Origin of the sequence: Petroclostridium xylanilyticum (assembly GCF_002252565.1) — a bacterium.
Taxonomy (GTDB): domain Bacteria; phylum Bacillota; class Clostridia; order SK-Y3; family SK-Y3; genus Petroclostridium; species Petroclostridium xylanilyticum.
The window spans coordinates 47,655-70,510 of sequence record NZ_NPML01000019.1; the positions used below are offsets into that span (position 1 = coordinate 47,655).

23 protein-coding genes and 2 pseudogenes are annotated in these 22,856 nt (G+C 39.5%); 2 read left to right on the forward strand and 23 right to left on the reverse strand.

Going from position 1 to position 22,856, the window contains the following annotated elements:
• From CIB29_RS12495 to CIB29_RS12550, 12 genes and pseudogenes are all read right to left on the reverse strand, one after another.
• Window positions 1-552: a P27 family phage terminase small subunit gene (locus CIB29_RS12495; RefSeq protein WP_094551086.1), complete on the reverse strand. Its 552-nt coding sequence runs from the start codon at window positions 550-552 to the stop codon at window positions 1-3.
• A gap of 120 nt (window positions 553-672) precedes the next feature.
• Window positions 673-1,032 (reverse strand): HNH endonuclease, encoded by a 360-nt coding sequence (locus CIB29_RS12500; RefSeq protein ID WP_094550182.1) that lies wholly within the window; start codon window positions 1,030-1,032, stop codon window positions 673-675.
• 179 nt (window positions 1,033-1,211) lie between these two features.
• Complete coding sequence (locus CIB29_RS12505) at window positions 1,212-1,397, reverse strand: hypothetical protein (protein WP_094550184.1); 186 nt, start codon at window positions 1,395-1,397, stop codon at window positions 1,212-1,214.
• A gap of 111 nt (window positions 1,398-1,508) precedes the next feature.
• Entirely contained in the window at window positions 1,509-2,915 is a 1,407-nt protein-coding gene (ltrA, locus tag CIB29_RS12510; protein ID WP_094546069.1) for a group II intron reverse transcriptase/maturase, read from the reverse strand.
• A 540-nt stretch (window positions 2,916-3,455) separates the two neighbouring features.
• Complete coding sequence (locus tag CIB29_RS12515) at window positions 3,456-4,454, reverse strand: type II TA system antitoxin MqsA family protein (RefSeq protein ID WP_094550186.1); 999 nt, start codon at window positions 4,452-4,454, stop codon at window positions 3,456-3,458.
• Between the two features lie 31 nt (window positions 4,455-4,485).
• Complete coding sequence (locus CIB29_RS12520; RefSeq protein ID WP_094550188.1) at window positions 4,486-4,896, reverse strand: hypothetical protein; 411 nt, start codon at window positions 4,894-4,896, stop codon at window positions 4,486-4,488.
• 243 nt (window positions 4,897-5,139) lie between these two features.
• Window positions 5,140-5,307 carry a hypothetical protein gene (locus CIB29_RS12525; RefSeq protein ID WP_242965212.1) on the reverse strand — a complete coding sequence of 56 codons (168 nt, stop codon included), beginning with the start codon at window positions 5,305-5,307 and terminating at the stop codon, window positions 5,140-5,142.
• The gene (locus CIB29_RS12530) at window positions 5,280-7,232 is read right to left on the reverse strand and encodes a phage NrS-1 polymerase family protein (protein WP_242965213.1); all 1,953 of its coding nucleotides are present in this window, start codon (window positions 7,230-7,232) and stop codon (window positions 5,280-5,282) included. The genes CIB29_RS12525 and CIB29_RS12530 overlap by 28 nt, the downstream gene beginning before the upstream one ends.
• Entirely contained in the window at window positions 7,229-7,654 is a 426-nt protein-coding gene (locus CIB29_RS12535) for a DUF7768 domain-containing protein (RefSeq protein WP_094550190.1), read from the reverse strand. The genes CIB29_RS12530 and CIB29_RS12535 overlap by 4 nt, the downstream gene beginning before the upstream one ends.
• A gap of 15 nt (window positions 7,655-7,669) precedes the next feature.
• On the reverse strand, window positions 7,670-8,491 hold the full coding sequence (locus CIB29_RS12540) for a phage antirepressor (protein WP_094550192.1): 822 nt from the start codon (window positions 8,489-8,491) through the stop codon (window positions 7,670-7,672).
• A gap of 4 nt (window positions 8,492-8,495) precedes the next feature.
• Window positions 8,496-9,227 (reverse strand): annotated as a pseudogene (locus tag CIB29_RS12545) (DNA polymerase); the annotation flags it as partial.
• A 355-nt stretch (window positions 9,228-9,582) separates the two neighbouring features.
• Entirely contained in the window at window positions 9,583-10,131 is a 549-nt protein-coding gene (locus CIB29_RS12550; protein WP_094550194.1) for a hypothetical protein, read from the reverse strand.
• A gap of 210 nt (window positions 10,132-10,341) precedes the next feature.
• Here CIB29_RS12550 and istA point away from each other — a divergent pair.
• Together istA and istB are read left to right on the forward strand one after the other, a co-directional pair.
• Window positions 10,342-11,848 (forward strand): annotated as a pseudogene (gene istA, locus CIB29_RS12555) (IS21 family transposase).
• A complete protein-coding gene (gene istB, locus CIB29_RS12560) occupies window positions 11,841-12,566 on the forward strand; it encodes an IS21-like element helper ATPase IstB (RefSeq protein WP_094550198.1) in 726 nt (241 codons plus the stop codon). Before istA ends, istB begins: the two are co-directional and overlap by 8 nt.
• 76 nt (window positions 12,567-12,642) lie before the next feature.
• Here the strand turns inward: istB and CIB29_RS18940 are convergent, their stop codons facing one another.
• The 11 genes from CIB29_RS18940 to CIB29_RS12605 all read right to left on the reverse strand — a co-directional run bounded on the left by CIB29_RS18940 (window position 12,643) and on the right by CIB29_RS12605 (window position 22,856).
• Window positions 12,643-12,849: a hypothetical protein gene (locus tag CIB29_RS18940; protein WP_198543869.1), complete on the reverse strand. Its 207-nt coding sequence runs from the start codon at window positions 12,847-12,849 to the stop codon at window positions 12,643-12,645.
• Between the two features lie 265 nt (window positions 12,850-13,114).
• Window positions 13,115-14,110: a hypothetical protein gene (locus CIB29_RS12565; RefSeq protein ID WP_094550200.1), complete on the reverse strand. Its 996-nt coding sequence runs from the start codon at window positions 14,108-14,110 to the stop codon at window positions 13,115-13,117.
• 152 nt (window positions 14,111-14,262) lie between these two features.
• A complete protein-coding gene (locus CIB29_RS12570; protein WP_094550202.1) occupies window positions 14,263-15,657 on the reverse strand; it encodes an amidase domain-containing protein in 1,395 nt (464 codons plus the stop codon).
• A gap of 68 nt (window positions 15,658-15,725) precedes the next feature.
• Window positions 15,726-16,103, reverse strand: a complete 378-nt coding sequence (locus CIB29_RS12575; protein ID WP_242965215.1) for a hypothetical protein — start codon at window positions 16,101-16,103, stop codon at window positions 15,726-15,728.
• Between the two features lie 429 nt (window positions 16,104-16,532).
• Entirely contained in the window at window positions 16,533-17,093 is a 561-nt protein-coding gene (locus CIB29_RS18605) for a hypothetical protein (RefSeq protein ID WP_157910298.1), read from the reverse strand.
• A gap of 15 nt (window positions 17,094-17,108) precedes the next feature.
• Entirely contained in the window at window positions 17,109-18,140 is a 1,032-nt protein-coding gene (locus CIB29_RS12580) for a hypothetical protein (RefSeq protein ID WP_094550206.1), read from the reverse strand.
• Window positions 18,141-18,325: 185 nt separating this feature from the next.
• Window positions 18,326-19,021, reverse strand: coding sequence for a DUF4367 domain-containing protein (locus CIB29_RS12585; RefSeq protein ID WP_094550208.1), 696 nt, complete (start codon window positions 19,019-19,021; stop codon window positions 18,326-18,328).
• Window positions 19,011-19,553 carry an RNA polymerase sigma factor gene (locus tag CIB29_RS12590; protein ID WP_094550210.1) on the reverse strand — a complete coding sequence of 181 codons (543 nt, stop codon included), beginning with the start codon at window positions 19,551-19,553 and terminating at the stop codon, window positions 19,011-19,013. Before CIB29_RS12590 ends, CIB29_RS12585 begins: the two co-directional genes overlap by 11 nt.
• Window positions 19,554-19,572: 19 nt before the next feature.
• Window positions 19,573-19,773 carry a MerR family transcriptional regulator gene (locus CIB29_RS12595; RefSeq protein WP_078697925.1) on the reverse strand — a complete coding sequence of 67 codons (201 nt, stop codon included), beginning with the start codon at window positions 19,771-19,773 and terminating at the stop codon, window positions 19,573-19,575.
• 512 nt (window positions 19,774-20,285) lie between these two features.
• Entirely contained in the window at window positions 20,286-21,344 is a 1,059-nt protein-coding gene (locus tag CIB29_RS12600) for a hypothetical protein (RefSeq protein WP_242965216.1), read from the reverse strand.
• Window positions 21,345-21,449: 105 nt separating this feature from the next.
• Window positions 21,450-22,856 (reverse strand): recombinase family protein, encoded by a 1,407-nt coding sequence (locus tag CIB29_RS12605; RefSeq protein ID WP_242965217.1) that lies wholly within the window; start codon window positions 22,854-22,856, stop codon window positions 21,450-21,452.

A 22,856-nucleotide genomic window follows, 5' to 3' on the forward strand; every position in this document is an offset into this window, starting at 1 on the left:
TCAACCACCCCTCCTTGCCGTCAGGAGTTTTTCCATCACGTCGTCGTGGGGAGTTGCCCCTTTAAATTCGCTGGCGCAGTTTTCCCGCACGACTTGGTAAATCTGATACCAAAGGTTATTGGCCTGTTTCATGAAGCTTTGACTCATGGCCACATAAGGTGACGGGATGGCATTGCCGGTCGTCGGATGCTTGGCAAGAAAGCCAAATTCGGTGATACATTCCTCGCACTGGATCCACCGCGCCACGCTCTGGGCATACTGCTCTATAAGCTGCGCAGGTATAAGATGAACACACCTGCGTTCCTTAAGCCACTGCCATGTTTTTTCGTATATTTCCACCGCCAGTGTTGTTTTGCCGTTCTTCTGCTTTGCAGCAAGATAATCCCTCGGTGGCGGCATGCTCTGTCCTTCCAGTTCCACAGCGTCCGTAAACTCCATTACCATAAGCTTTCGCCTGCCAGGGTTTCCTTCCAAAATCTTATCCGCCAGCGGCTTTTTCTTCTGTCCTGCTCCAATACGCGCCCCGCCGCGGTTGGTACCGTCTTTTGCCATACGCATCACCTCGATTCCTGTAAAAATAAACGGGGGATATACCCCGTTTGAAACTGCGATTTTTCGCGCGTGACCCCCCGCCCGTTGCACGAAACATCTCCTCCAGAGATTTTGACCCCCCTACCGTCTTGCCCACCGCTCTCCTTCGCGGGCAGTGATCGAAGAGTGGCATTGCTTGCACAGACTCATAAGGTTGCTGTCTGCATTGGTTCCGCCTTTAGCCAAAGGAATAATATGATGCACCTCTTCGGCTGGCGTAAGCTTTCCGTACTTTTGGCACTCCTCGCAAAGCGGATGCTCTGAGATATATCTGTCCCGGATGCGTCTCCATCTCCGGGCATAACGTTTTCTTGTTTGGGGACCTCGTTCATATTTGTTGTAATGAGCATTAACTTGCCTTTGATGCGTGTCACAGTACCTTCCGTCCGTTAACTCAGGACAACCGGGAAAGGAGCAAGGCCTTTTTGGCTTTCTTGGCATCTGGCCACCTCCTTTACGGGTATAAAAAAAGCCCTCGCGGGTTCATCCCATGAAGGCTTATTCATAACTTTTCACAATACCATTATATTTGGCTTTTTACTGAATTTCATCTCATAAAAATCTCATCTGGAATACTAAACAGCACAATTGTTTTTCACCCATGGCATCCTGCCGTTATATTACTTATCCGAAATATACCGCTGCATATCGGCTGGTAAAGCTGCAAGCAAAAGATAAGCTTTTTTCCTGTCTTTCTCTAAATCTTGGGTGCTTTTATAGAAGGAACATTTATCTTGCTGACACTTGCGTACAGTCAGGATATTGCAGCCATTTCTTCCATTACTGCCAAAACATTTATCGCACATCTTTCCTTCCTCCCGTTTTATGGCAATCGAGTAGAAGCTGAATAATTATTTTATTCAGCGTCCTCTCACACCACCGTACGTACCGTTCGGTATACGGCGGTTCATTAAGATTTAATGTACAATTAGATACCTCTTTGATAAACTCTTGTAACCTATGTCTTCGAAGTATTTATTTGTAAGAGTCATATTGAGTATTTGGCTATTGGATATTCTCCAGTAGCCTTTTCTCGTATTAGCGTATATCCAGGCTTTCTGTTTTTCTAATCCTAATTTTACTAGATTATCGTATTTTGTTTTTATCTTCTTCCATTGTTTCCATATACATGCTCTTAGTCTACGCCTTATCCATTCGTCAAGGGCTTTCATTATTCTTTTCGCATCTGCTAATCCAAAGTAGTTAACCCATCCTGTCGTTATCTGATTCAATCTACGTATTCTATATTCCATACTTATTCCCTTGTTTCGATTGGTTATTTCTCTTACTTTTTCCTTAAGCCTTTTGATGGATTTTTCATGGATTCTTATTCTTACTTCGTTTTCTTTTGTGTAAAACGAGAATCCTAAGAACTTTCTTTTCCATGGTCTATCTACAGCACTTTTTGCTTCATTGACTTTTAGTTTTAATTTGGTTTCTATGAATTTCTTTATGCTTTTCATTACTCTGTTTCCTGCTGACCTGCTTTTTACGTATATGTTGCAATCATCTGCATACCGACAGAATTTATGCCCTCTTCTTTCTAGTTCTTTGTCTAGTTCATCTAACATTATGTTTGCTAATAGCGGACTTAATGGCCCTCCTTGTGGTGTCCCTTCTTCTGTTGCTACTTTGATTCCATTTATCATTACTCCTGATTCTAAGTATCTTCGTATCAGCTTCAGTACTCTTTTGTCTCCTATCCGCTTTTCTAATTTAGTCATCAGTATGTCGTGGTTTACTCTGTCAAAGAACTTTTCTAAGTCTATATCTACTACCCATGTGCATCCTTCGTTTATATATACTTCTGCGGCTGTTACTGCATCTTTTGCACTGCGTCCTGGTCTGAATCCATAGCTATTTTCCGAGAATGTATGGTCGTATATTCCACTTAGTATTTGGGCTATTGCTTGTTGTATTAGTCTGTCTAGTACTGTAGGTATTCCTAGTAGTCTTGTTCCTCCATCTGGTTTTGGTATTTCTACTCTCAGCACTGGTTGTGGTTTATACTTTCCTTCCAGTAATTGTTGCTTTATGGTCGGCCAGTTTTCTTTGAGATACGGTAGAAGTTCATCTACTTCCATCCCATCGACTCCATGGCTTCCTTTATTTGCAACTACTCGCTTGTATGCTTCTTTCATGTTTTCTCGGTCTAGTATCATTTCAAGCAGATTACTGGTGTATCTTTGTACATTGTTTCTTCTATCTTTTGACGCCGATGATATACTATGCACTTCCGCTGTCTCTTGAAATTCCATTTCTTGATTGAGCGGATAGCCTCTTTGTTGAGTTGTCTGCAGTCTTTGCATATCTTTCGAGTTCATAAGATTTCCAAAACCTCCTAATGTTCGGTCCTTCCTTATCTATTCATGACTAGATAAGTACTATGACCTCTGCTGACTTCTCAAGGTTCAGCCATACATCACTGTATGGGTTGTCATTTCGGAGTTCACTTTAATGACTCGTCCTTGAGACCTCCCCGGGTAAGAACGATAACCTTCATCTCGTCTATCTGCCAGATTTACTGTATGGAGTTCGGGTAGTGTTGGACTTCGTTTTGTTTAGCAAACTCGTCCGCCCCAATTCAGCCTCTTATCTGGTTTTTGTTCATCAGACCGAGATTTTGCCTACCACTTCCTTCAGATTCCACCTCGCGATGGACACCCTTGCGGTTCAGCTAGTGGTTCCCACTACCAAGCCCACAGCGGACTTTCACCGCCTAGTTATCGCCCATGCCGGGCGCACTAAGAAAAAGCCCCGAAGGGCTTATGAATCGTTATGTCATTTTTCCACAGTATCATTATATATTTGATTTCTGTGTTTTGCATCTCATAAAAATCTCATCTAAAAGGAATGTAAAAACATCAGTTTATTTGTTCAAAGATAGCTTTCGAGTATCCTTCTATATCTCCAGGAGTGAGCATGCGGAATTTTTCTTTCACAGCAACAAAATATTCCCCGATCAATTCTTTTGGTATTACACGATTAGAATGCGCATCCACCGGCAAACCGTCTCTGGTATGCCGCCATGGTTTCTCCAGATGCGTAAACTTTTCTAATGTTTTTCCGCTATAACAGCAGAAATTTTTAATAACACTATCCAGTATCGCTTTTTCAGAGGTTGTAAAAACTGATTCATCGAAAGCTTCAACACTTTCAATGGGGTCAAACCGATAAGATGAATACCTGTTATACACATCTCTGTAAACCGGTCCATGAACCCATGCCTCACAGTCTTCATCAAAAAGAAACCGTCCTTCAAAAGCGTAATAAAAGCCCTGGACATAATATAACGCCTTTTGTAAAGCCAATGGAGTAATGTCCTCGCATTTATAAAGCAGATATTGGATAATTAAATCGATCTTTGAGCCTGTGTTGTTTTCTTCTCCAAGCAGTTCCTGCACCTTCCGCTTACTTTTTTCATATGCCTGCGGAGATTTTAAATTATCCTTATTTTTCTCCAGTAATTCTTTATAATATGCCGGATCATCATAAATCTTTTGAAGGATGTCCGAGTACTGTTTTGTAGGCATATCACCTTCACAATATCTCGAAAAAGTCATTTCTCCCCAGCCTAAAAGCAATGACAGCGGACGTTTCCCAATATTGTATTTCTGAGGTATTTCTAATATCTTCTCCAGCGAAATAATGCCGTTTTTTTGACGGTACATGTCATACAAAGCCTTCAGATTTTCGTCCTCTATATCCGCTACATAGACTTCGCTTCCACATTCCGTACAAACAGCCTTCTTTCCGGTATACTCATATTCTTCGCCTTTAAGCTTACCCTTAATTGTTGCAGTTTCTACCATGTATTCGACATCTCTTCTGCATTCCTCGCAAAATGTCTTATTCCTGTTCATAAGGCGTCCTCCTTTCAAACTTTCTGATTGATCATCGGAAAAGATAATCAATAGGCTTGTTTCGCTTATGAAACGATATGACAACCACTCGTTTTCCACTCTCACTATCAATTAAATTAAATTTCGTATATATATCAACTAGCTCCTCGATGCCATCAAAGTTAAATAACGTAACCTGGGGACAAAATACATATAAAACCTCATGTTCAAATCCTATTTTTGTATTTTGCAATGAATGGCAGAAATCTTCTGTTTTTATTTTTAGTAAAATCTCTTTTTGCCTTCTGCTGCTTAGATTATATTCATTTATAAAATCTATGTTTTCTTGTCTATTCTCATTTTTTGATATAATGAATCTGTCCTCTCTAATACAGTCTTGTATCATTGCCAAAATCTCATCAATCTGCTCCCGGGTATAATTCTGATTATACTGCTGATTCATTGCATCACCTCTTTGTGATACAATGATACTATATTATATGCTTGTTGTCAAGATTTATGCGTCAATTAGTGCATTTTTTCAAAATCCAATTGATTTTCTTTTGAAATAACTTATACTAAAAAGTAAGAGATCCTACGAGCTTATATTAAGCGCAATACAGTAGGCCATAAAAAATACCCACTTAGGTAGATTGCTCTATCTAAGTGGGTTTCCTATTTATATGCAAAATGATGTTATCTTAAACTACTTCCCGTATAAAAGCAGTGCCAGATGATTAAGTGCCTTGTCTTTCCTGCGGTACACCTGTGCTCTTTCAAGAAACAGCTTCTCTCCGATGTTTGCTACGGCTTCCGTCTTGCTCACATCATTAACAAAAAATTCTGTCAATATAAACTGTTCTTCCTCCGACAAGGCTTCCCAGGCAGGCTTGAACCTTGCCTATGGATGGCTGGTTTTAAGTCCTTCTTACTGAAAAGCAATTCTATACTTCGTTCCCTGATAGCCGCTTCATCTGGCGATTCCTCACCAGCTACAATGATAGGTGCCAATAGCTCATAAATAACAGCGCTTTGATCCGCCCGGCCGCGAACACCTTCATGCCCGTCATATGCATCACGAAGATGGTTGTATAAGGCATTTAGCCTTAATTTGTCTATCTTTGAAGGTTTGAACTCATCCATCAGCTGCGGTATCAGATTTGAGGATGCGGATTCCTTCATCAATGTAAATGCAGTGACCTGTGTAGCCGCACGGATTTTACTGCATGAAAATACCGGCAGGATAACCCGCTCCAATGTATTACTCTTTCCGCTGCCCTGTTCTCCGACAAGCAATAAGTGCGGAAACTTAATGCCTGTTTTTTTAAGATGCGGTTTAATAAAGCATCCGGCTACCCATGCCATTACTGACACCGTTTTTATGGGTTCGTTATAGCTGAGAATCCACTCTCCAAGCCTGACAAGCTTTTCCTTTGTCAATGGCTCAAAGGTAAGGATATCGGTTGTTATGCTTTTATACTTATCAAGCTGCACAATATCTTCAACAATGCTGCCTCCGGCTTCAATGGCACCATCCGTTGAAACATAGACCATCCGTCCGCCATGCTCATAAATTCCAAGAGCCTTTACCCCTGCTTTCCGTACCCACTCCAATTCGGATATATATCCTTTCAGCAGTTCTAAATCCCCTTCAGAGCCAAAATAGCCTAAGGATATTGTCCGGCGGTTCAAGATATTTTTGAACTTTTGGATATTATTGAAGTCGGTGGTCATAAAGGTCTGGCGGTATATTTCATCGCGGATTGTAACAAGATCGGCAGTCATCTGCGTTTCATCTTCTGATACAATCATCTCCACCGGCTGAATGATAAAATTTGTTATAGGATAGACGCTTTCGCCTCTGATGCGGTAATACCTGCCCTCATGTTCAAAGATAACCGACTCGCTTTCGCGGCTATATACGTTCTCTGTAGCTTCGATGGCCTTATCCAGTGTCTCCTGCCCATATGTTGCTCCGCTTGCATGGTGCACCGTATCCCATTTTTCCCGGAATAACCCGGACTTTCTAAACAGCCTGTCCATCTGCTCTTTGTTTTTGCTTGACCAGAAAGCCAGCATACAGCAAAGGGCAAGGTCGGCTTCGGATTGGCTGGGATATCCAGCTTCCTGCCATTTTCCTTCCCATAGCAGGTTAAATCCCTTATGGTTTTCAGCTGTCCGGGCTTTTTCCAATATTTCCTCATCCGTAAGCGGTTCTAGCTTAAAATTCTTACGGTCTTTCTTGCTTTTTTCTCTCCGCTTCTTGCTTTTGATAAAGTTCTCATGTATCCAGGCCAGTGCTCCGTTATCTTCGGCAATGCTGTCAGGAGTCCCGGGCAGTTGATCGCCAGTCATTGCGAAATATCTGCTGTGGGCATACATTTCAACGCCGGTTCTTGTATTTTTATTTCCTTTGGCAGGCATCTCCCCTTTATAGAAGATATGAAGCCCGGTTCCTGAAGGACTGATTTCCGTATAGGACGGAAACCGCTCAAGGATAGCCTTGGCGGTATCGTTTAATTCTCCAGTGTTTTTGTCGCGGCAGTGATCGATATCAACTCCTACTAAGCCTCCGCCTTTTGCGAATACAAAACCCAATCCAGTATAGAGATACTGTTCTTTAGCTGCAATTGCATCGTCAAGAGTCGACCAGTCGTTTGGGCTAGTGCTTGAGGCTTTTCTGCCGGTTAAGGGATTGTAAGGGATTTTACTGTCTTTTCCGTCCTTTATGTTTGGTTCCAGACGCCAGCATATCCATTGCTTCCGGTCAGCCAGTTCCTGAGGGAATGAGATGCTCACTGACGCCGCACCTCCTCGCATCGTTCATTGAAATACCGTATCGGAATGCAGCGCTGTTTTGCCTTCTCAATCTCAATGGACATTCCTTTAGTAATATTTCTGCCAAATACCCACACTTCAGAACACTTTGACATCAGTACCATGCCAAAGAACAAGCCTAGATACCGCATTTGTTCGTCATCGTCGTCCATAAACTGCGGAAACAAGAGATGCGGAGCAATAGGTATGCAATTCTTGCTCACCGCATAGCGGCAGTACCCCTGAGCCTTACGGATATTGCGTTCCGTATCCCCAGCATATGGGCTGCAGATGAACATCATCGGTCTGTAAGGCGCTTTCTTGGCTTCCCGCTCAATCCTAAGCAGTGCTTCATAGGGTGTGGGGTCGTAATATCCTTCCGCGTTAAACTTGCTGATACTCATGGTATTACCCCCTGCCTATGCGCTTTTCTGTTCACGTTCGATTACAGGCAATATACCTTTCTTGTTTTTGAGAAGGTCATAAATAAATAACCTTCCTTTTTGTGTCCAATATGTGTGCATTACGCTTCTTTCTGCATCAATAGCATGGGTCTTGGATTGCGTGTATCCTTGATCGGCGTACTCCTGATATAAAAGCCAGCAGTTTCCCATTTTGTACTGTACTCCAAGCTCATGAAGCAGCTTATTGAAAGCGCGGCCAGACATTCCGTAATCCTTGGCAATCTTGCTGATCGGCACAAGGCTCTTATTTTGCAATATGAGATCGTAATAGCTTGCCTTGGGCTTTAACTCGCTGATAATCTGTTTATTCTTTGCGTTTTCTATTTCCAAAGCTTTCCGTCTGTCGCGTTCTGCCTTCAGTTCGGAGAAAAGTCTGATACCATACTCTGGATTGGAAATCATCTCTTCGATAACTTTATCCGTAGCATAGACTCCATGTTTTCTGATCGTAGGCAGCACTTCATCAAAGACCCATTTTTCAAAGCGTTCGGCTGCAGGAAGTTTACTGCGTATAATAAGGCGATATAGATTTCCTTCTGTAATATAAGTCCGTTCAACATGCTGTTCAGTTGAGATACCATATTGATTTGTAGTTAAGGTGACCCCGTCGTGTTTCACGACCCCGTCTGGTTTGCAATGGCGTTGTATCGCATCGCGAGGGTTACTATATCCCAGCATTCTTGCACAATCTGTTGCAGGGAAGAATTCCTTTCCATCAATAACAAGTACTTTAAGTTCTCCAAATTCTGTATTCTTAAAAACCTGTAAATTAGTCATAATATCAATCCTCCATTTCTTTCATTTCTCCAAAATTTCTGCCTATCGAGGCTTCTGCCACGATAGGTACATCAAATTCAGGGAAGGGTTGTGTTTCCATACACTTTTTTATAAAGGCAACTGCTTCATACACCTTATCTTCCGGCAATTCAAAAACCAGCTCGTCATGTATCTGTAGTAGAGGTTTCAGCCAGAGCCTTTCGGGAAGTCCACTGATGATGCGCCCGCAGGCAAGCTTTAAAATATCTGCCGCTGTACCCTGAATAGGTGTATTTAATGCGCACCGCTCGGCAAAAGACTTCTTGCCCCAATCGGATGACCGAATTCCCAGCAGGTATCTTCGCCTGCCCAGCCATGTTTCTGTATAGCAGCTTGCAGCAACTCGCTTTTTAACTTCATCATGCCATCGGACAAGACCGGGATATCCGGCCTTCAAGTTTTGAATGATGGTCTCACATTCGGCCAAAGTTGGGTTTAAGCCAGCTTTAAATTTTAGTGTCCTCTGTAAACCAGTGGGAAACAGTCCGTAGAACACACCGAAATTGCAGTTCTTTGCGATGGTTCTGCGCTCTTTATAATGCAGGGCATTTTTGTCTGCCGCCTCCTCAAAAGGAATGCGGTAAATAACTGAAGTGGTCTGAGCATGAACATCACCGCCTGTACGATATGTTTCCAGCATACGTTTGTCCCTGCAATAAAACGCCCCGACGCGCAATTCTATCTGCGAAAAGTCAAGGTGTCAATTCTTATTTTAAAATAGGTAAGTTTATAAAATTAAAATAGGAGCATATCGTAATTCAGGTAGTATTACGTTTGCAAGTTATGATAGTATTTCTAAACCTGCTAAGATGATTCAAATAGCTGTTTATTTGAATCATCTTAGCAGGTATTCCAGGGGTTTGGGGGTGGAAGACCCCCAAAATAATTTGATAATCTGCAAAATATTTTAGCAATGGTAAATTATAGCAATTCGAGAAAGTCACCTATTTAAAAATGACGATTGACACTTTGAGGGTTAAATGTTGGCACATTTAACATAACAACTCAAAGCTCTCTTCATATCCTCCCAAAATTTTTCTTTTGGAAAGATATTAACATACCTGTAAACGGTCACGCAACTTGAGCAACTCCGAGACATTTATCCGAGGCAGAAACAAAATTAATACTTTATTTTGACAGTAATCAACTTCAAGACCATTAACATGATCGGTTTCATAGTCTTTTAAATCAACTATATTTGTTACATTAATTTCTCTGTTTTCAATAGTATCATAAAACAAAAAGCCGTGAATATATGTATATCTTCTATCCAAGGCTCTCCCATAGTGATTAACGGTTTCGGCTCGTTTATCGCTTATTGACGCTTTATGATTTCCATTTTTTGTTTTAAGATATATTGTATTGCCTTTGTCAAAAACGGAAGATATGGATTCTATCTCTTTTTTTCTTTCCTCGATTGGTACATTTAAATAATCTAGTATATCTTTTGTTTTAACACCATTCTTCCAGTCAAAGTAATTTTCAGATTGCGTTTTTTCATGAAATGCATCCCTTGTTGTTGAAGGCTTGCTCACGACAGTGTCAGGCACTTTGTTATTTTTGTGTTTGTTGTAAAATAAAAATACAGCAAATTGCCACATAAAAATGCAGCAGTTGAGCTGGTAAGATTGCAAATATTTTACAACGAAATCACATCTATAAAACTGTCACTGCTACCGATTCCATCATCGGTATCAGGAATAAGAAAGTCACTTCTACCAACATGATGGAAAATAAAATAGCCATTGCCAGCACCCCATAATAATAGTACCCTTTTAGTTGTCTACACTAAAAGGGGGGTATTAGAAAGGATGCTAACAATGACTGATATAAAGTATATCAAGGATTTATTCGAAAAGAAAGGCCTATCTCTTAGGGAGATAACGAGGGTAACCGGATATAATTTCAGGACTGTCCGGAAATATATTGATCAGGAGGATTGGTCCCAACCTGTCGTTAACAGAACAAGAGAAGCTTTGATTGATAAATTCAAGGCGGATATTGATGGATGGTTGGAGAACGACATTAGCGCACCAAGAAAACAGAGACATACGGCAAAAAGAATTTTTAAAAAACTGAAGTATAAATACAATGATGAATTCAACCTGTCCTACCGGACTGTTGCAAGGTATGTAAGCCAGAAAAAGAAAACTTTGGTTCAATGCGCTCAAGGGTATATTCCTTTAGATCACCCTGCCGGTGAGGCACAGGCGGATTTCGGTGAAGCTGTTTTTTTAGAAAACGGTATAAGGTATGAAGGGTATTATGTTACCATGTCGTTTCCATACAGCAATGGAGGGTACATACAGCTCTTCAAAGGTGCTAATATAGAATGCTTGTTGCAGGGAATAAAAGACATTTTTAAACACATGGGGAAAGTCCCTACCTGTATCTGGTTTGACAATGACAAAACCATTGTCAAAAAAATACTGGCACATGGGGAAAGAAAAGTTACTGAAGCCTTTGCACGGTTCCAAATGCACTATGGCTTTGAAAGCAATTTCTGTAATCCTGACAGTGGACACGAAAAAGGGCACGTTGAAAACAAGGTTGGATATTCCAGGAGAAATATGCTGGTGCCAGTACCGGAGTTTAAGGATATCCGGGAATTCAACCGTCAACTGCTTGCCGAATGTGATGAAGACATGCGAAGGGAGCACTACAAAAAGGATCTACTCATCAATAATTTATTTGAAGAAGACAAAAGAGCAATGAGGGCTATTCCAAAAGCTGAATATGAAATATACCGCATCGAAAAAGTAAAGGCTGACAAATATGGCAAATTGAACTTTGACAACAGAAAATACTCCTCCGGGCCGCAATATGCCCAGAGAGAACTAATGATAAAAGCAGACGCCTTCTCGGTTGTAATTATGGATGAACAATATAATACAGTCCAGATACATGACCGTCTGTATGGAGAGCAGAAAGAGTCAATGAAGTGGGGGCCATATCTTGAGCTGATGAGCCGTCGGCCAACTGCCTTAAAGTATACCGGTTTCTTCCGGGAGTTGCCGCAAACTCTCCAGGATTACCTTAAAGTCTGCGACTATGAACAGAAAAAAGGTGCTTTGCGACTATTGGTGAAAATGTTGAAGCAAAGTGAACTCGATACAGCAATTGAAGCTTTTAGATTCTGTATTGAGAGAGGGATAAAAGATTTGGACAGTATATGGGCCAAATATTACACGATGGTCTGTATGCATACACAAGTCCAGGACATCTTGCTTAACGCGGAGACTCCTGCTGTCGCGCCTTATACTGTTGATAATGCCATATATGATAATCTGCTGTCCGGGAGGTGTTCAGCATGTATGAACTAATAGCGAAATATTGCAGCACCTTGAAACTTGGTTCCCGGATTGTCCAAAACTACAAAGATATCCAGGCACAAACACATGAAGAGTTTCTTGCGAAACTATTAGCTATGGAAGTGGAAGCCCGGGAACGGAACCGTAGAAACCACATGCTCAAGCAGGCCCGGTTTGACGTGATAAAGACCTTTGGGAATTACCGTTTTGAAAAGATGAGTATCCCAAACAGTATTGATATAGAGACATTGAGAAATGCCTCATTCATTGATAAAAAGGAGAATCTTATTCTCTATGGGCCTGTTGGACTGGGGAAAACGCACCTTGCTACTGCCATCGGTGTGGAAGCATGCAACCAGGGCAGGCATGTCCGATTTTTCAGGACGGCATCCCTTGTCAATCAGCTTCTGGATGCAAAGGCAGACGGCAGCCTCAAACGGTTCTTAAAGCAACTGGACAAAGCAGAGCTCTTGATTTGCGATGAATGGGGGTTTATCCCCTTTGAAAGGGAGGGGTCTCAACTTTTATTCCAGGTTATTTCCGACTGTTATGAGCGTAAGAGTATGATTATAACTACAAACCTGGAATTCAGCAAATGGAACAGTATTTTCTATGATGAAAAATTAACCAGCGCCATTATAGATCGTATTATCCATCACAGTCACCTAATTGTCTTCGATGGTCCCAGTGACCGGCTGGTGAATTCACTCATGAGAAAACAGTAAACAGAGGATAACGCAGCGGAACTCTCTAAGTTGTATCACTTTTTAGCTGATGCCCTGAGATTTAAACTTTACGCGGTTAGTGAACCAGGTCTGCGGTCTGCCATGCTACAATGGATTTTTGACGGGGCGTTATTAAATGTTGTATCACTCTTCCCTTCAGCCCCTCGGTAATTTCTACAAAGCATGGCAGATGATATGAAGTCAAGAGCAGAAGCGTAGCGACTCTTGACTTCATATCAAGCAGACCGTTGCCTAAAGGGTAAGACATAATTATATAAACCATAATTTAACAAAGTTGGTTTGGTGGGGTGTTGCATTTTTCTTGTCATTTTGTTGCACTTCCTATTGACAAAACACAGTTATTTGCCTTTTGACATGCAGTCATATTAGAAAGAGCAACTACTAAAAGTAAAATAAACGTTATATTTCTTATCTTGTTTATCCGGTAATTCACTTTTTATTTACTCCTTTTTTATAGTTATGTCCAACTTTTCCAATGAATCTTCTGCAATGTTTTATGTTAATACGTTTAATTAAAACAAATGTCGTCAATTGAACCTATCATCAAAAGTTTTAATTTCTCCATTATCTGTGTTAACAATTAAAAGATCACCCATACCGGAATCTGAAGAACAGAATAAGTATTTGCCACAGTACCCTATTAACGGGAAATCTGTACTTACAATTTTATCCAATTTATTGGTTTTTAATGAATATCTAAATATTTGTGTATAATTATGTTTATCAACAGTAGAAACGTATATGCAGTTATCAATTATTATGGAATTAAACATATTTTCTATTTCAAATAATACAGATGTCTCTCCATTTAAACTCCTTATATAACTTTTGTTTTTATAACCTATTACACTTCCATCATTTAACATTTGTAATATTTCCATATCAAAAAAACCATATGAAGTAATTTCTTTGGAAGTTGCATTCCAAATATTTATATTTTTATTTTTATCAAGGAAACATATATTATCCTTATAATTGCTTAGAAATCTCCAATAAATATCTTGTGCAACCTCAATAGCCCTTTTTTCTTTAATGTAATATGCTATCAGATCACATTTATCGTTGTTATCAATTCTATTATAAAACAGTATATCGTTTATGACCAAAGGACCGTAAATATGGTATTTATCATTGCCATCAATAATGTTTGCTTTAAGAGAAGCCATATTTAATTCAACTAATTGTCCTTTTGTATCTGTAAAGTACAATAAATCATTATATACATTCAAAAAGCCTTCGAAATCATTATATAGTAACTTTCTTCCTTTTCCGTCAATCTTTTTTGAGTATAAACCTTGGTACAATCTTTCATTATTTACCGTGACAAAAGATTTATAATATATTGTATCCCCCTTGGAATTCATAATAAACATATTGGGATTCCTTCCAATATTGTAGTTAATAAATTCACTACTTTCCGTTTTACCATTAGAAACATTATTATTTTTATTAACTGAAGCACATCCAGATAATACAATCAACAAAGTAATAAAAATAAATAAGCTCTTACACATTTTATACATTATAATTGCCCTCCTTAACAGTTAATTTTGTAATTATAATATATTAATATTGTAGGAGTATCTAGCGTTATTAGATACCCCTACGATACATATTTTGGTCGACTAACTATAACTAAACGGCATATAATCCTAACATATGAAAAATAAGTGGATTAGGAAGCAAAAGTAGTACTTTTGGGTCTTAATAGTCTCATTTTACATGTGCTTCCTCCAAAATATTGAATTAATTCATCTAGAGGTCTCCAGTAGTATTCACTTTCATGCTGTGCCACTCTTACATTTGTGTATTGTGAAACTGTATAATCAGTTGTAGTAACAACTATAACAGAATGATACCATGTCTGAGTATCGGGATTGTAAAATTGCAGAATATCACCCTGTTTCATAGGAGTGCTTAAATTTGTATATACTGAATTATTATTATATCCGTCAGCTTTAGGACCGTTACCAGTATTTGAAGTGGCATAATTCCAAAGATTTGATACGCTACAAAAGTTTGTTATAGGGTCACCATATGGTGAATCATAATTTCTACCATACCATTGACTTGTTTGCCTATAATTATTAGCCACCCTTGCTCTTAACGCTTGCGCAGTTGAATTATTATAATAACTTGAATCATATCCAATGTCAGAAATATCATAACCACTGCAACCGCCATATCCGCTCCAAATACATTGTGAAGCAAAATTAGTGCAATCAAGGCTTGCTCTTTTAAATATGTAGTTCTCGTAATGATCTCCAAACCACCAACCATAATAACGGGAATCTGATGCTGTATAACTTACATTAACCAATGTTGTACTTAGAGAGGAACTGTTTACAACAACATTTCCTAGATTCAAAGATGTGTTTAACTTGGCAGCATTATCAGCTTTTTGCTTTTCTTCCGGTAATTTTTCATTTCGCTTGCTATATAAATCATCAACAATCTTGAGTTCTTCTAAATTACCATTGATGCTGTTATTGATACTGGACATTTTAGCTTTTATAGTATCTTTGACTATTTGGATGTCAATACTTGTAGTATCTATTCCAATAACAGCAAAATCGTCGTTTCCTTTCCTTAATTTAACTTTATATAGAGCGCCCATTGAACTATTTTCATTTTTATTAAAAACATAAGATACATTAACATAAACAATAACGTCAATATCATCAGTGTTTTCCTTAACTTCTTTAATAATAAATTGATCTACTGATATATTTTTAATGCCATTATGGAATATATTGTACAGATTACTTTTATACTCTAAGTCTTTAAGAATTATATAAGTATTGATATCAGATGAAGATTGCTTGAAATTTGATATATCCCCAGTCTCCAATATCTTATACAGATTATTGAAGTAGTTATAGAGATAATCGCCAAATTCTTTATACTGACCAATATTATAAATCTTTTCTATATTTTTTGTTTTACTTATGTCTTGCTTTAGATCTTTTGCTCCTGTGTTTTCAATTGCGTAAGTTGCTGATGAAAGAAATGAAATCACCAAAAAGCTTACTAATAAAAGTAATGATGCTTTCTTAAAAATATTTTTCATGGTAATATCTCCTCTCTAATTTTTATTTAAATAGATTTAAATTTTATCAACAAAACGATATCATTGTTCTAATAAGTTACAGTCTTGCTGTAAATCGTGCCCGACTCGTATCCGCCGTCGCCGGATACATAGTAATATGTCTCAACCCTGTAAGTCCCACTGCTTACTTGATATGTTTCCAGTATGGATGCCGACGAAGATGTTGAAGATTTAGACCAGCTTTTCACGTTTGACCATGATCCGTTAGAATAACGCTGCAAAGTAGACGTGAGATAAATGTTTTTTCCGGCCGGTGTTTTTTGCACATACCCATATATAGTGGCCGTTCCGCTTGATGAAATAGTGAGTGAGGTGCTTGCCTGGTTGATGTAAACATACTGAATGGACACTATTGACTCCGGTGCTACGTTTGCTTCTCCTGCGGCCAACACTGTCGGTGCTGACACGGTCAGAAGAAGTAGCATGCCCAATGCTGCGGATAAAAACTTTTTCTTTAACATAGAGAAAACCTCCTCTGATTTTTGTTCTTACTAATAAAACAAATCAGAAGAGGTTTTTGTGACAGGAAAAAAATAAAATTTTTATGAATTTTCTTGAATTCCTATGAGCTTATGTCCGTGCCCGTCATTTCAATGTTTTCGGCGTTCCTGAACACTGCGTCCCTGTCCAGCGTAGAGGATATCATATGCAGGTATTCGTCGTATCAGAGCAGGTTTTGAACGCCCTGATTGGAATAATACTTAGCCGTTAACCCTTTGAACTCAAGTTTTTCCTGAAACCATCAAAAAACTGCCAGAAGTTCTTATAGGCTACCCCAAACAGTTAATGATTCTGTAAATCAAGTGCTTGCTGTATCCTTGGTAGCCATTAAAGCTTTAAAAAGGAATACACTTGTTTTCCTTCAGCAAAGCTTCTATATTTATATTGCTTATCACATCCGGTTCAGAGAATGATATTAAGTGAATCCAGAATTTCTGTCCTGCCTGGCGTATATTCACCGTAACATTACACGGAATTTGCCCGGGAATAAACTCTATAAGCTTAGCTGCATTAGTTCCATAATAGACATAATGCCACTCATTTTCAAATATTGCATTCTCTGTATGGGTAAATCTTTTTGCTCCGGCACTCCTTATCCATGCAATACCAACAAGATTTGGCCTGACAGAAGTCGCTTCGCTGGTTTTTTTCACCTCCCAAAAGCCCATAGAATCTTTAGTAACCAGAGCAAGCACTATCTCATGCTTTTTTGAACTGGTTTTTATAACTTTAAATTCCTTCATGACACTGTCATAGCTGTGCTCAATATCCTCAACATCACCTATATTCAAACCAGCTCTGACAAGTGCTAGTGAAAAACTACAGGACTGAAGAACAAAAAAACCGATTACTGCAAAAATTAGAACCAATAATAATATAATGTGTGATTTTTTCATAATAAATACCCTTCTCTACTCACAGTGTAGTGGAAATTGCGGATAGCATGGATATATAGTCTGGACTTTCTTGCTTTCCGGCCCTGAAATTGTGATTTCGCTTATTGCATCGTGATATGTGCCACTGACATTATTGTATGCCCAAAGAGCCCTCGATGTGCTATTATAATATGTGGGAGTATGGTATAAATATCTTGTATCGGCCTCCAAATCCGGATAAACAACCCATGAGCCTGTTCCATTTTGTCTCCAGCTGTCTACATCAACAATATATGCAACTTCCGTAACACATTTTGTTGATATGTGTGACAGCCACTGATAGTCATCACTCTGACTTTCCAGTCTTACATATGTAAAAACAGCCGTTGTTTGTGTTTCCCATCTATAGGTTACATCAGATGGGTCAATATCTGAAACCGTTTTAAGCCCATCCCAGACAGATGATAATGCATCATAAACAGTAATAGGGGTAGTTGCTATTGAACCTGCTGCAGACAATACAATGGATTCAATTAAATTGGTTATGCCCGCTTTCCAGTTTAAGCTAAAATTCACTGTCCTCTGTCCTTCTTCCCATAAGCCTGAGTCTTCCGAGATAGGCTGGGCAATTAGTTTCTGAACATTGTAGTATTTACCGTTGTAATACTGATTAGAATAGCGATAGGATGCCCATGTATTAACGTTTGAACTTGGCGTAACTACATTTGCAATAACATCTGTTCCTGCAGATGCCTTGTTTGCGGTTTCTCCTTTTAATGCCTTATCCTTTATCGCTTTTGCTTCTGGAAATTGTCTTTCAACTTCTTCAAGTGTCAGAAACTCAACTCCTAGAGAATTGAGTTTAATATCTATTTCATTAAGCTTTGAAATGTCAACCGGTTTATTAAAGAACAGTTTTTGTCGCTCATCAAACAGCTTCATTATGCTCGCCTCTTTCAAGGCATCTTTGTCCTTGATATCCGCATTACTGTTTGCTGCAAAGCACGGAACTACTGAAAATGAGGCTATAATTGCAATCGCTAGCACTATACAAATTATTTTTCTCATGGTAGAAACCTCCTTTTTGTTTTTTAACACTGTTTGGCAAAGAACAATTCAACTAATAAACGTATATCGCCTTAAATAGCTCAACGGAATCATCTCCCTCGTTTTTTGTTCCCATTAAATAAAACAAATCAAAGGAGGTTTTTGTGACAGGAAATAAAAAATTTTTCAGAGAAATTTTCTGTACTTTATGGACTTAACTCCCTGCCTGTAATTTCAACGCTTTCCGCAATCTTAAACACGATGTCTCTATCCAGTGTTGATGACACCATATACATATACTTATCATCGTACCAGAGCAGGTTTTGAACGCCCTGATTGGAATAATACTTGGCCGGTAAACCTTTGAACTCAAGTTCTTCCAGTTTTACACCTTCTGTATTTATGTTGATTGAAACGTTTTCAAGGCACTGTTGGCTGTAGGATATAAAATCATTTTCCTTTTCATATTCCAGCAGAACAAGGCCGTCGGTGTTTTTATTGACCAGTTTAAATCCTTCCGGTATATAGGCCGGTTCATATATGGCAAATCCATCGGCCGCATCCTGAGATGACCGGCTTTCATTAAAGAATATATGAGTGAATTTTTCGTACACCTCGGTTATGAATTCAAATACCGCGGTACGTACAGCCGATACGCTCATTGCGGACGCAAACAGAATAATGATTGCAGCAACAAAAGCGACCGCACGCCTACGCAAAAAAGCCATTGCTCCAACCGGGCTTCTTGTTTTGCTTTGGCGTATAAGCTTTTTCATCTTTCGTTTAAACTCATTTGAGAACTCATACTCTATTTCATCGTCTGTAGGCAGGGTTTCTATCTCATATATGTCCGCTTGAATAACGGCTTCTTTAAGCATGTCTTCCGTAAAACTAATTGACATCGGCGCTTTCCTCCCTTTCCAGAATTTCCTCAAGCCTGCGTTTTGTGCGCTCAAGCCGCTTCCTAACCGTCGCCTCAGATATATCCAACATCTTTGCTATTTCTTCATTTGAAAACTCTTGAACATATTTCAGTGTCAGCACATCTTTATATATAACAGGCAACTTCAATACCGCCCTTGCAAGATGATCTAAATCCTCCGTAACGCTTATTGGTTCGGTTGTTATACAGTATTCCACATCCTCAAGGGGAATTGTTGTGCGCCTTTTTCTTTGGTTATATAAATTGATGGCGGTGTTTCTAACCATAGTAACAATGTAGCTCTTAGTTTTGTGACAGGAAATTTCCCCCACTTTATCGAAATTCTCAAGAATTTTCAAAAACGTCTGATGTACAGCGTCCTCCGCGAGCCGTTCATCATTTAGGATGCGGTTGGCGACATAGAACATAAGCTTCCTGTATGTAACATAAAGCAATTCAAATTTATTTTTATCCTCTTCGCCGTCAAGCATCGCCAGATATATTGGAAGCATTTTGTCACCTCCCGCATTTTCATGCTCTGTTTTGTTTCCTCTCTCTTTGTGACTTAAGTCTGCCATCAATGGGTTTTTGGGCGTCTCTTGGTATTGCCCATACACGGCTAAAACGCACAGCACCATCTATTCTGTTTTCCGCACACAGCTTTTGTATGCGCCTGACGGAGATACCCCACTTTTTCGAAGCTTCATTTACAGACATGTAATCAGTTACCATAGTGTTCCACCCAAATTTGCAATTATTAACAATTAATATTGTATACGTTTAAGCGAATAATATCAAGCCAAAAACGGTTAAATTGGTTTACATTTCTTTTTCTCTTTTTCAAGTCATTAAACTTTCTGATATGTTCCCTCGAACAATCAACCGCCGTCTTTTCCGTCTACACAACCCCGCCCGCCGGAAGCCGCCCCGGAAGGCTGTGGATGTGTTTCCACGAACAATCACACACATAAAAATACAGGGTTTCCCGGTATCTCCGCCGCCAGAAAACACATTTTCGGCAGATGGCAAATCACCGGAAAACCCTGTATTCAAGCCGTTTTTCAGGCTCTTATTTATTTTTTACATTTTGCATCAATACCACGCACTCCACGTGCTTTGAGCGGTGAAAAGCACTTAAAAGAAAACACATGGGATATGTTTATGTACTCACATTAATTCTTTACGCTGACCTATTACACAAAATTGGTCGATTAGAGGAGTTTTATACCAAAAGGTGACTTGACCTATGTTAAAGTGGTCTGATGAAGATTGTTAATAAATTTATCAAAGCATTCCATTGCTCTTCTAACCAATTCTTTGCTAGAAAATATCGGTTCCTCCGGTGGGACTTCGGGTTGATTTAACATTCCAATAAAGGGAGAAACATGAATAATCCTATGGCGAAATCGAATAATTTTTTGCAAAAAGGAAAGTTCTTCAGATGTTAAGCCGATTTCACCGAACTTAATATTATATGCTTTATTATATGCTTTTTTGTTCTCCTTATAATTTTGGAAGTTTATCTTTTTCTCAGCAATTATCTCTAAAAATGTCTTATTCTCATTTGCCGCCTTATCCCTTAAGTTCTCCGGGAACTGTTTATCAAGTTCTTCTTTAGAAAAACAACTGGTCACTAAGGCTTCAATATTAGGCTTAATGCCTTCTTGTTCCAATTCAATAAATCTTGTTTTGCAATAAACCTCAAAGCCTGTCACTAAAGTCGCAATAGATAAATTGGACATAACGGTTTCAAAAATATATCCATCTTCCGACGAACCTTTCTGCAATATTTGTATTGCCATAAGTGTATTTTTCCACGCTTCAATTGCAGTAGGTTGAAGTATTGGCTTACCTCCAACAAAAAAACTATAATGACCTATCTCAATCCCAGAATCTCCAATTCGTATGATATCACCATTTTTTGTAATTCTAATTTTAGTAGATGACATTTCACCGGTAACTTTTGTTAGTTCTCCACCTTCTATGTATGGACCTACATACGCATTTATTTCTTTAGGACTCCAAGTAAAAGCTATATATACTTTTGGTGCTTGCTTTACTTTTTCCAAATCAATAGTAGCGACTCTTGTCTCTGTACCTGGTGAGAAATGATAAAATACCAAGCTCATGAACTTTTTTTCAATTTTAAAGTAATGGGCCCCTGCTGGTATTTCAAATATGACGCCTCCTGGATCGTTTGGATCAAATAAACTATCTGAAGAATATTTGAATTCTATAGTCCCTTCCGGCCTACAAATTGCATCCCGAAGCTGTTTCAAAATATCGGTCGATAAATTGAGCATATCCTCCCCCCTATCTCGCGCAAATTAACTTTCATAAAAACAGTGTACTGGTTGTACAACCAAACACACCAATATTATACCATAATTTTCATGCAATTTGGGTTATTATAGTATCTCCCTTACCTCAACCCCCGCCTTCAACACAAACACCACCTCCACCAGTGACTTTACCCGTATTCTCTCCACCAGTGAAGTAAACAAATCCTCATCAAACCCCTTCACAATTTCCTGTCCCCTAAGCATTTTTTCTATCTCCCTAACCCTTGCAAGGGTATCTTTCCGCTTAAACTCTGCCTGAGTAAAGGCCGAACGTTGCTGCCTTAGCTCCTCCATCTCTCCGGTTATCCTGGCATATTCCTCGCCGTAAATATCCGCGTCAAGATTGGCCTTAACATTGAGCTTCACAAGCCGCTCCATTTCTTCCCGGAGTTCATCCAGCCGCTTATCAATAGCAGTAACATCAACAGAATTGGCCCTCTCCGCAAAAACTTTTTCTATATTCTCAAGCATTCTTGAGATAAACCTTTCTGGATCCTTTATCTGCCGATTAACCATCCGGACAAAGGCTTGCTTAAGCTTTTCTTCATCCACCGCCTTCATGCTGCAGCCTTCCGGCCCCTTTTCATCCCGGTTTCTGCACACCCACACATACTTTTTATACTTCTCCCCCTGACCCCAGCGGACTCTCCGGAACCGCGAACCGCACTCGCCGCAAATAATCTTTCCTGAAAAGGCATATTTGTTGCTGTGCCTGCTGCGGTTTTCATCAGTAACACCTTTCAGTTTGCGCCTCCGCTCCATTTCCTGCTGCGCCCTTTCAAAGGTTTCCTTCGATATAATGGGTGGATGGCTGTTTTCCACATAGTACTGCTGAACATGCCCCTTGTTTATGATCCGCTTATGGGTGAGAAAATCCACTGTGATAGTCTTCTGCAAAAGCGCATCCCCGGCATATTTTTCGTTTTGCAGCATCTTTTTAATGACCGATTCATGCCACTTCCTTCCACCTGTAGCTGTAAGGATGCCATCTGCTTCAAGGCCTTCTGCAATCTTATAGCAGCTTTTACCCTTCAGGTATTCTTCAAAAACCCGCCGGACAATTTCCGCTTCCTTCTCATTTATCACCAACTCTCCATTTTCATCCTTATCATAGCCCATGAATTTTTTGTGATTAACCCTGACCTTGCCCTGCTGGAACCTGCGCACAATTCCCCACCGGCTGTTTTCCGAAATCGACCTCGACTCATCTTGCGCCAACGATGAAAGAATGGTGAGCAAAACTTCTCCTTTAGCATCCAAGGTATCAATGTTTTCCTTTTCAAAATATACCGCTATACCCTTCTCCTTTAAGAGCCGCACATATTTAAGGCAATCCAGAGTGTTTCTCGCAAACCTTGAAATTGACTTTGTAATAATCAGGTCAATCCTGCCGGCCATGCAGTCATCTATCATTCTTTTAAATTCCACTCTGTTTTTTGTGTTAGTCCCTGTAATTCCATAGGCTAAGGGCAC

Excerpts from the sequence above, each read along its gene's own strand:
- istB (WP_094550198.1), top strand. The coding sequence starts at position 11,841 with ATGTATGAACTAATAGCGAAATATTGCAGCACCTTGAAACTTGGTTCC.
- CIB29_RS12520 (WP_094550188.1), bottom strand. The coding sequence starts at position 4,896 with ATGAATCAGCAGTATAATCAGAATTATACCCGGGAGCAGATTGATGAG.
- CIB29_RS12540 (WP_094550192.1), bottom strand. The coding sequence starts at position 8,491 with ATGACTAATTTACAGGTTTTTAAGAATACAGAATTTGGAGAACTTAAA.
- CIB29_RS12600 (WP_242965216.1), bottom strand. The coding sequence starts at position 21,344 with ATGCTCAATTTATCGACCGATATTTTGAAACAGCTTCGGGATGCAATT.
- CIB29_RS12595 (WP_078697925.1), bottom strand. The coding sequence starts at position 19,773 with ATGGTAACTGATTACATGTCTGTAAATGAAGCTTCGAAAAAGTGGGGT.
- CIB29_RS12585 (WP_094550208.1), bottom strand. The coding sequence starts at position 19,021 with ATGTCAATTAGTTTTACGGAAGACATGCTTAAAGAAGCCGTTATTCAA.
- CIB29_RS12515 (WP_094550186.1), bottom strand. The coding sequence starts at position 4,454 with ATGAACAGGAATAAGACATTTTGCGAGGAATGCAGAAGAGATGTCGAA.
- CIB29_RS18605 (WP_157910298.1), bottom strand. The coding sequence starts at position 17,093 with ATGAAAAAATCACACATTATATTATTATTGGTTCTAATTTTTGCAGTA.
- CIB29_RS12570 (WP_094550202.1), bottom strand. The coding sequence starts at position 15,657 with ATGAAAAATATTTTTAAGAAAGCATCATTACTTTTATTAGTAAGCTTT.
- CIB29_RS12590 (WP_094550210.1), bottom strand. The coding sequence starts at position 19,553 with ATGCTTCCAATATATCTGGCGATGCTTGACGGCGAAGAGGATAAAAAT.
- ltrA (WP_094546069.1), bottom strand. The coding sequence starts at position 2,915 with ATGAACTCGAAAGATATGCAAAGACTGCAGACAACTCAACAAAGAGGC.
- CIB29_RS12500 (WP_094550182.1), bottom strand. The coding sequence starts at position 1,032 with ATGCCAAGAAAGCCAAAAAGGCCTTGCTCCTTTCCCGGTTGTCCTGAG.
- CIB29_RS12495 (WP_094551086.1), bottom strand. The coding sequence starts at position 552 with ATGGCAAAAGACGGTACCAACCGCGGCGGGGCGCGTATTGGAGCAGGA.
- CIB29_RS12565 (WP_094550200.1), bottom strand. The coding sequence starts at position 14,110 with ATGTATAAAATGTGTAAGAGCTTATTTATTTTTATTACTTTGTTGATT.
- CIB29_RS18940 (WP_198543869.1), bottom strand. The coding sequence starts at position 12,849 with ATGGTTTATATAATTATGTCTTACCCTTTAGGCAACGGTCTGCTTGAT.
- CIB29_RS12580 (WP_094550206.1), bottom strand. The coding sequence starts at position 18,140 with ATGAGAAAAATAATTTGTATAGTGCTAGCGATTGCAATTATAGCCTCA.
- CIB29_RS12550 (WP_094550194.1), bottom strand. The coding sequence starts at position 10,131 with ATGTGGCAATTTGCTGTATTTTTATTTTACAACAAACACAAAAATAAC.
- CIB29_RS12505 (WP_094550184.1), bottom strand. The coding sequence starts at position 1,397 with ATGTGCGATAAATGTTTTGGCAGTAATGGAAGAAATGGCTGCAATATC.
- CIB29_RS12535 (WP_094550190.1), bottom strand. The coding sequence starts at position 7,654 with ATGAGTATCAGCAAGTTTAACGCGGAAGGATATTACGACCCCACACCC.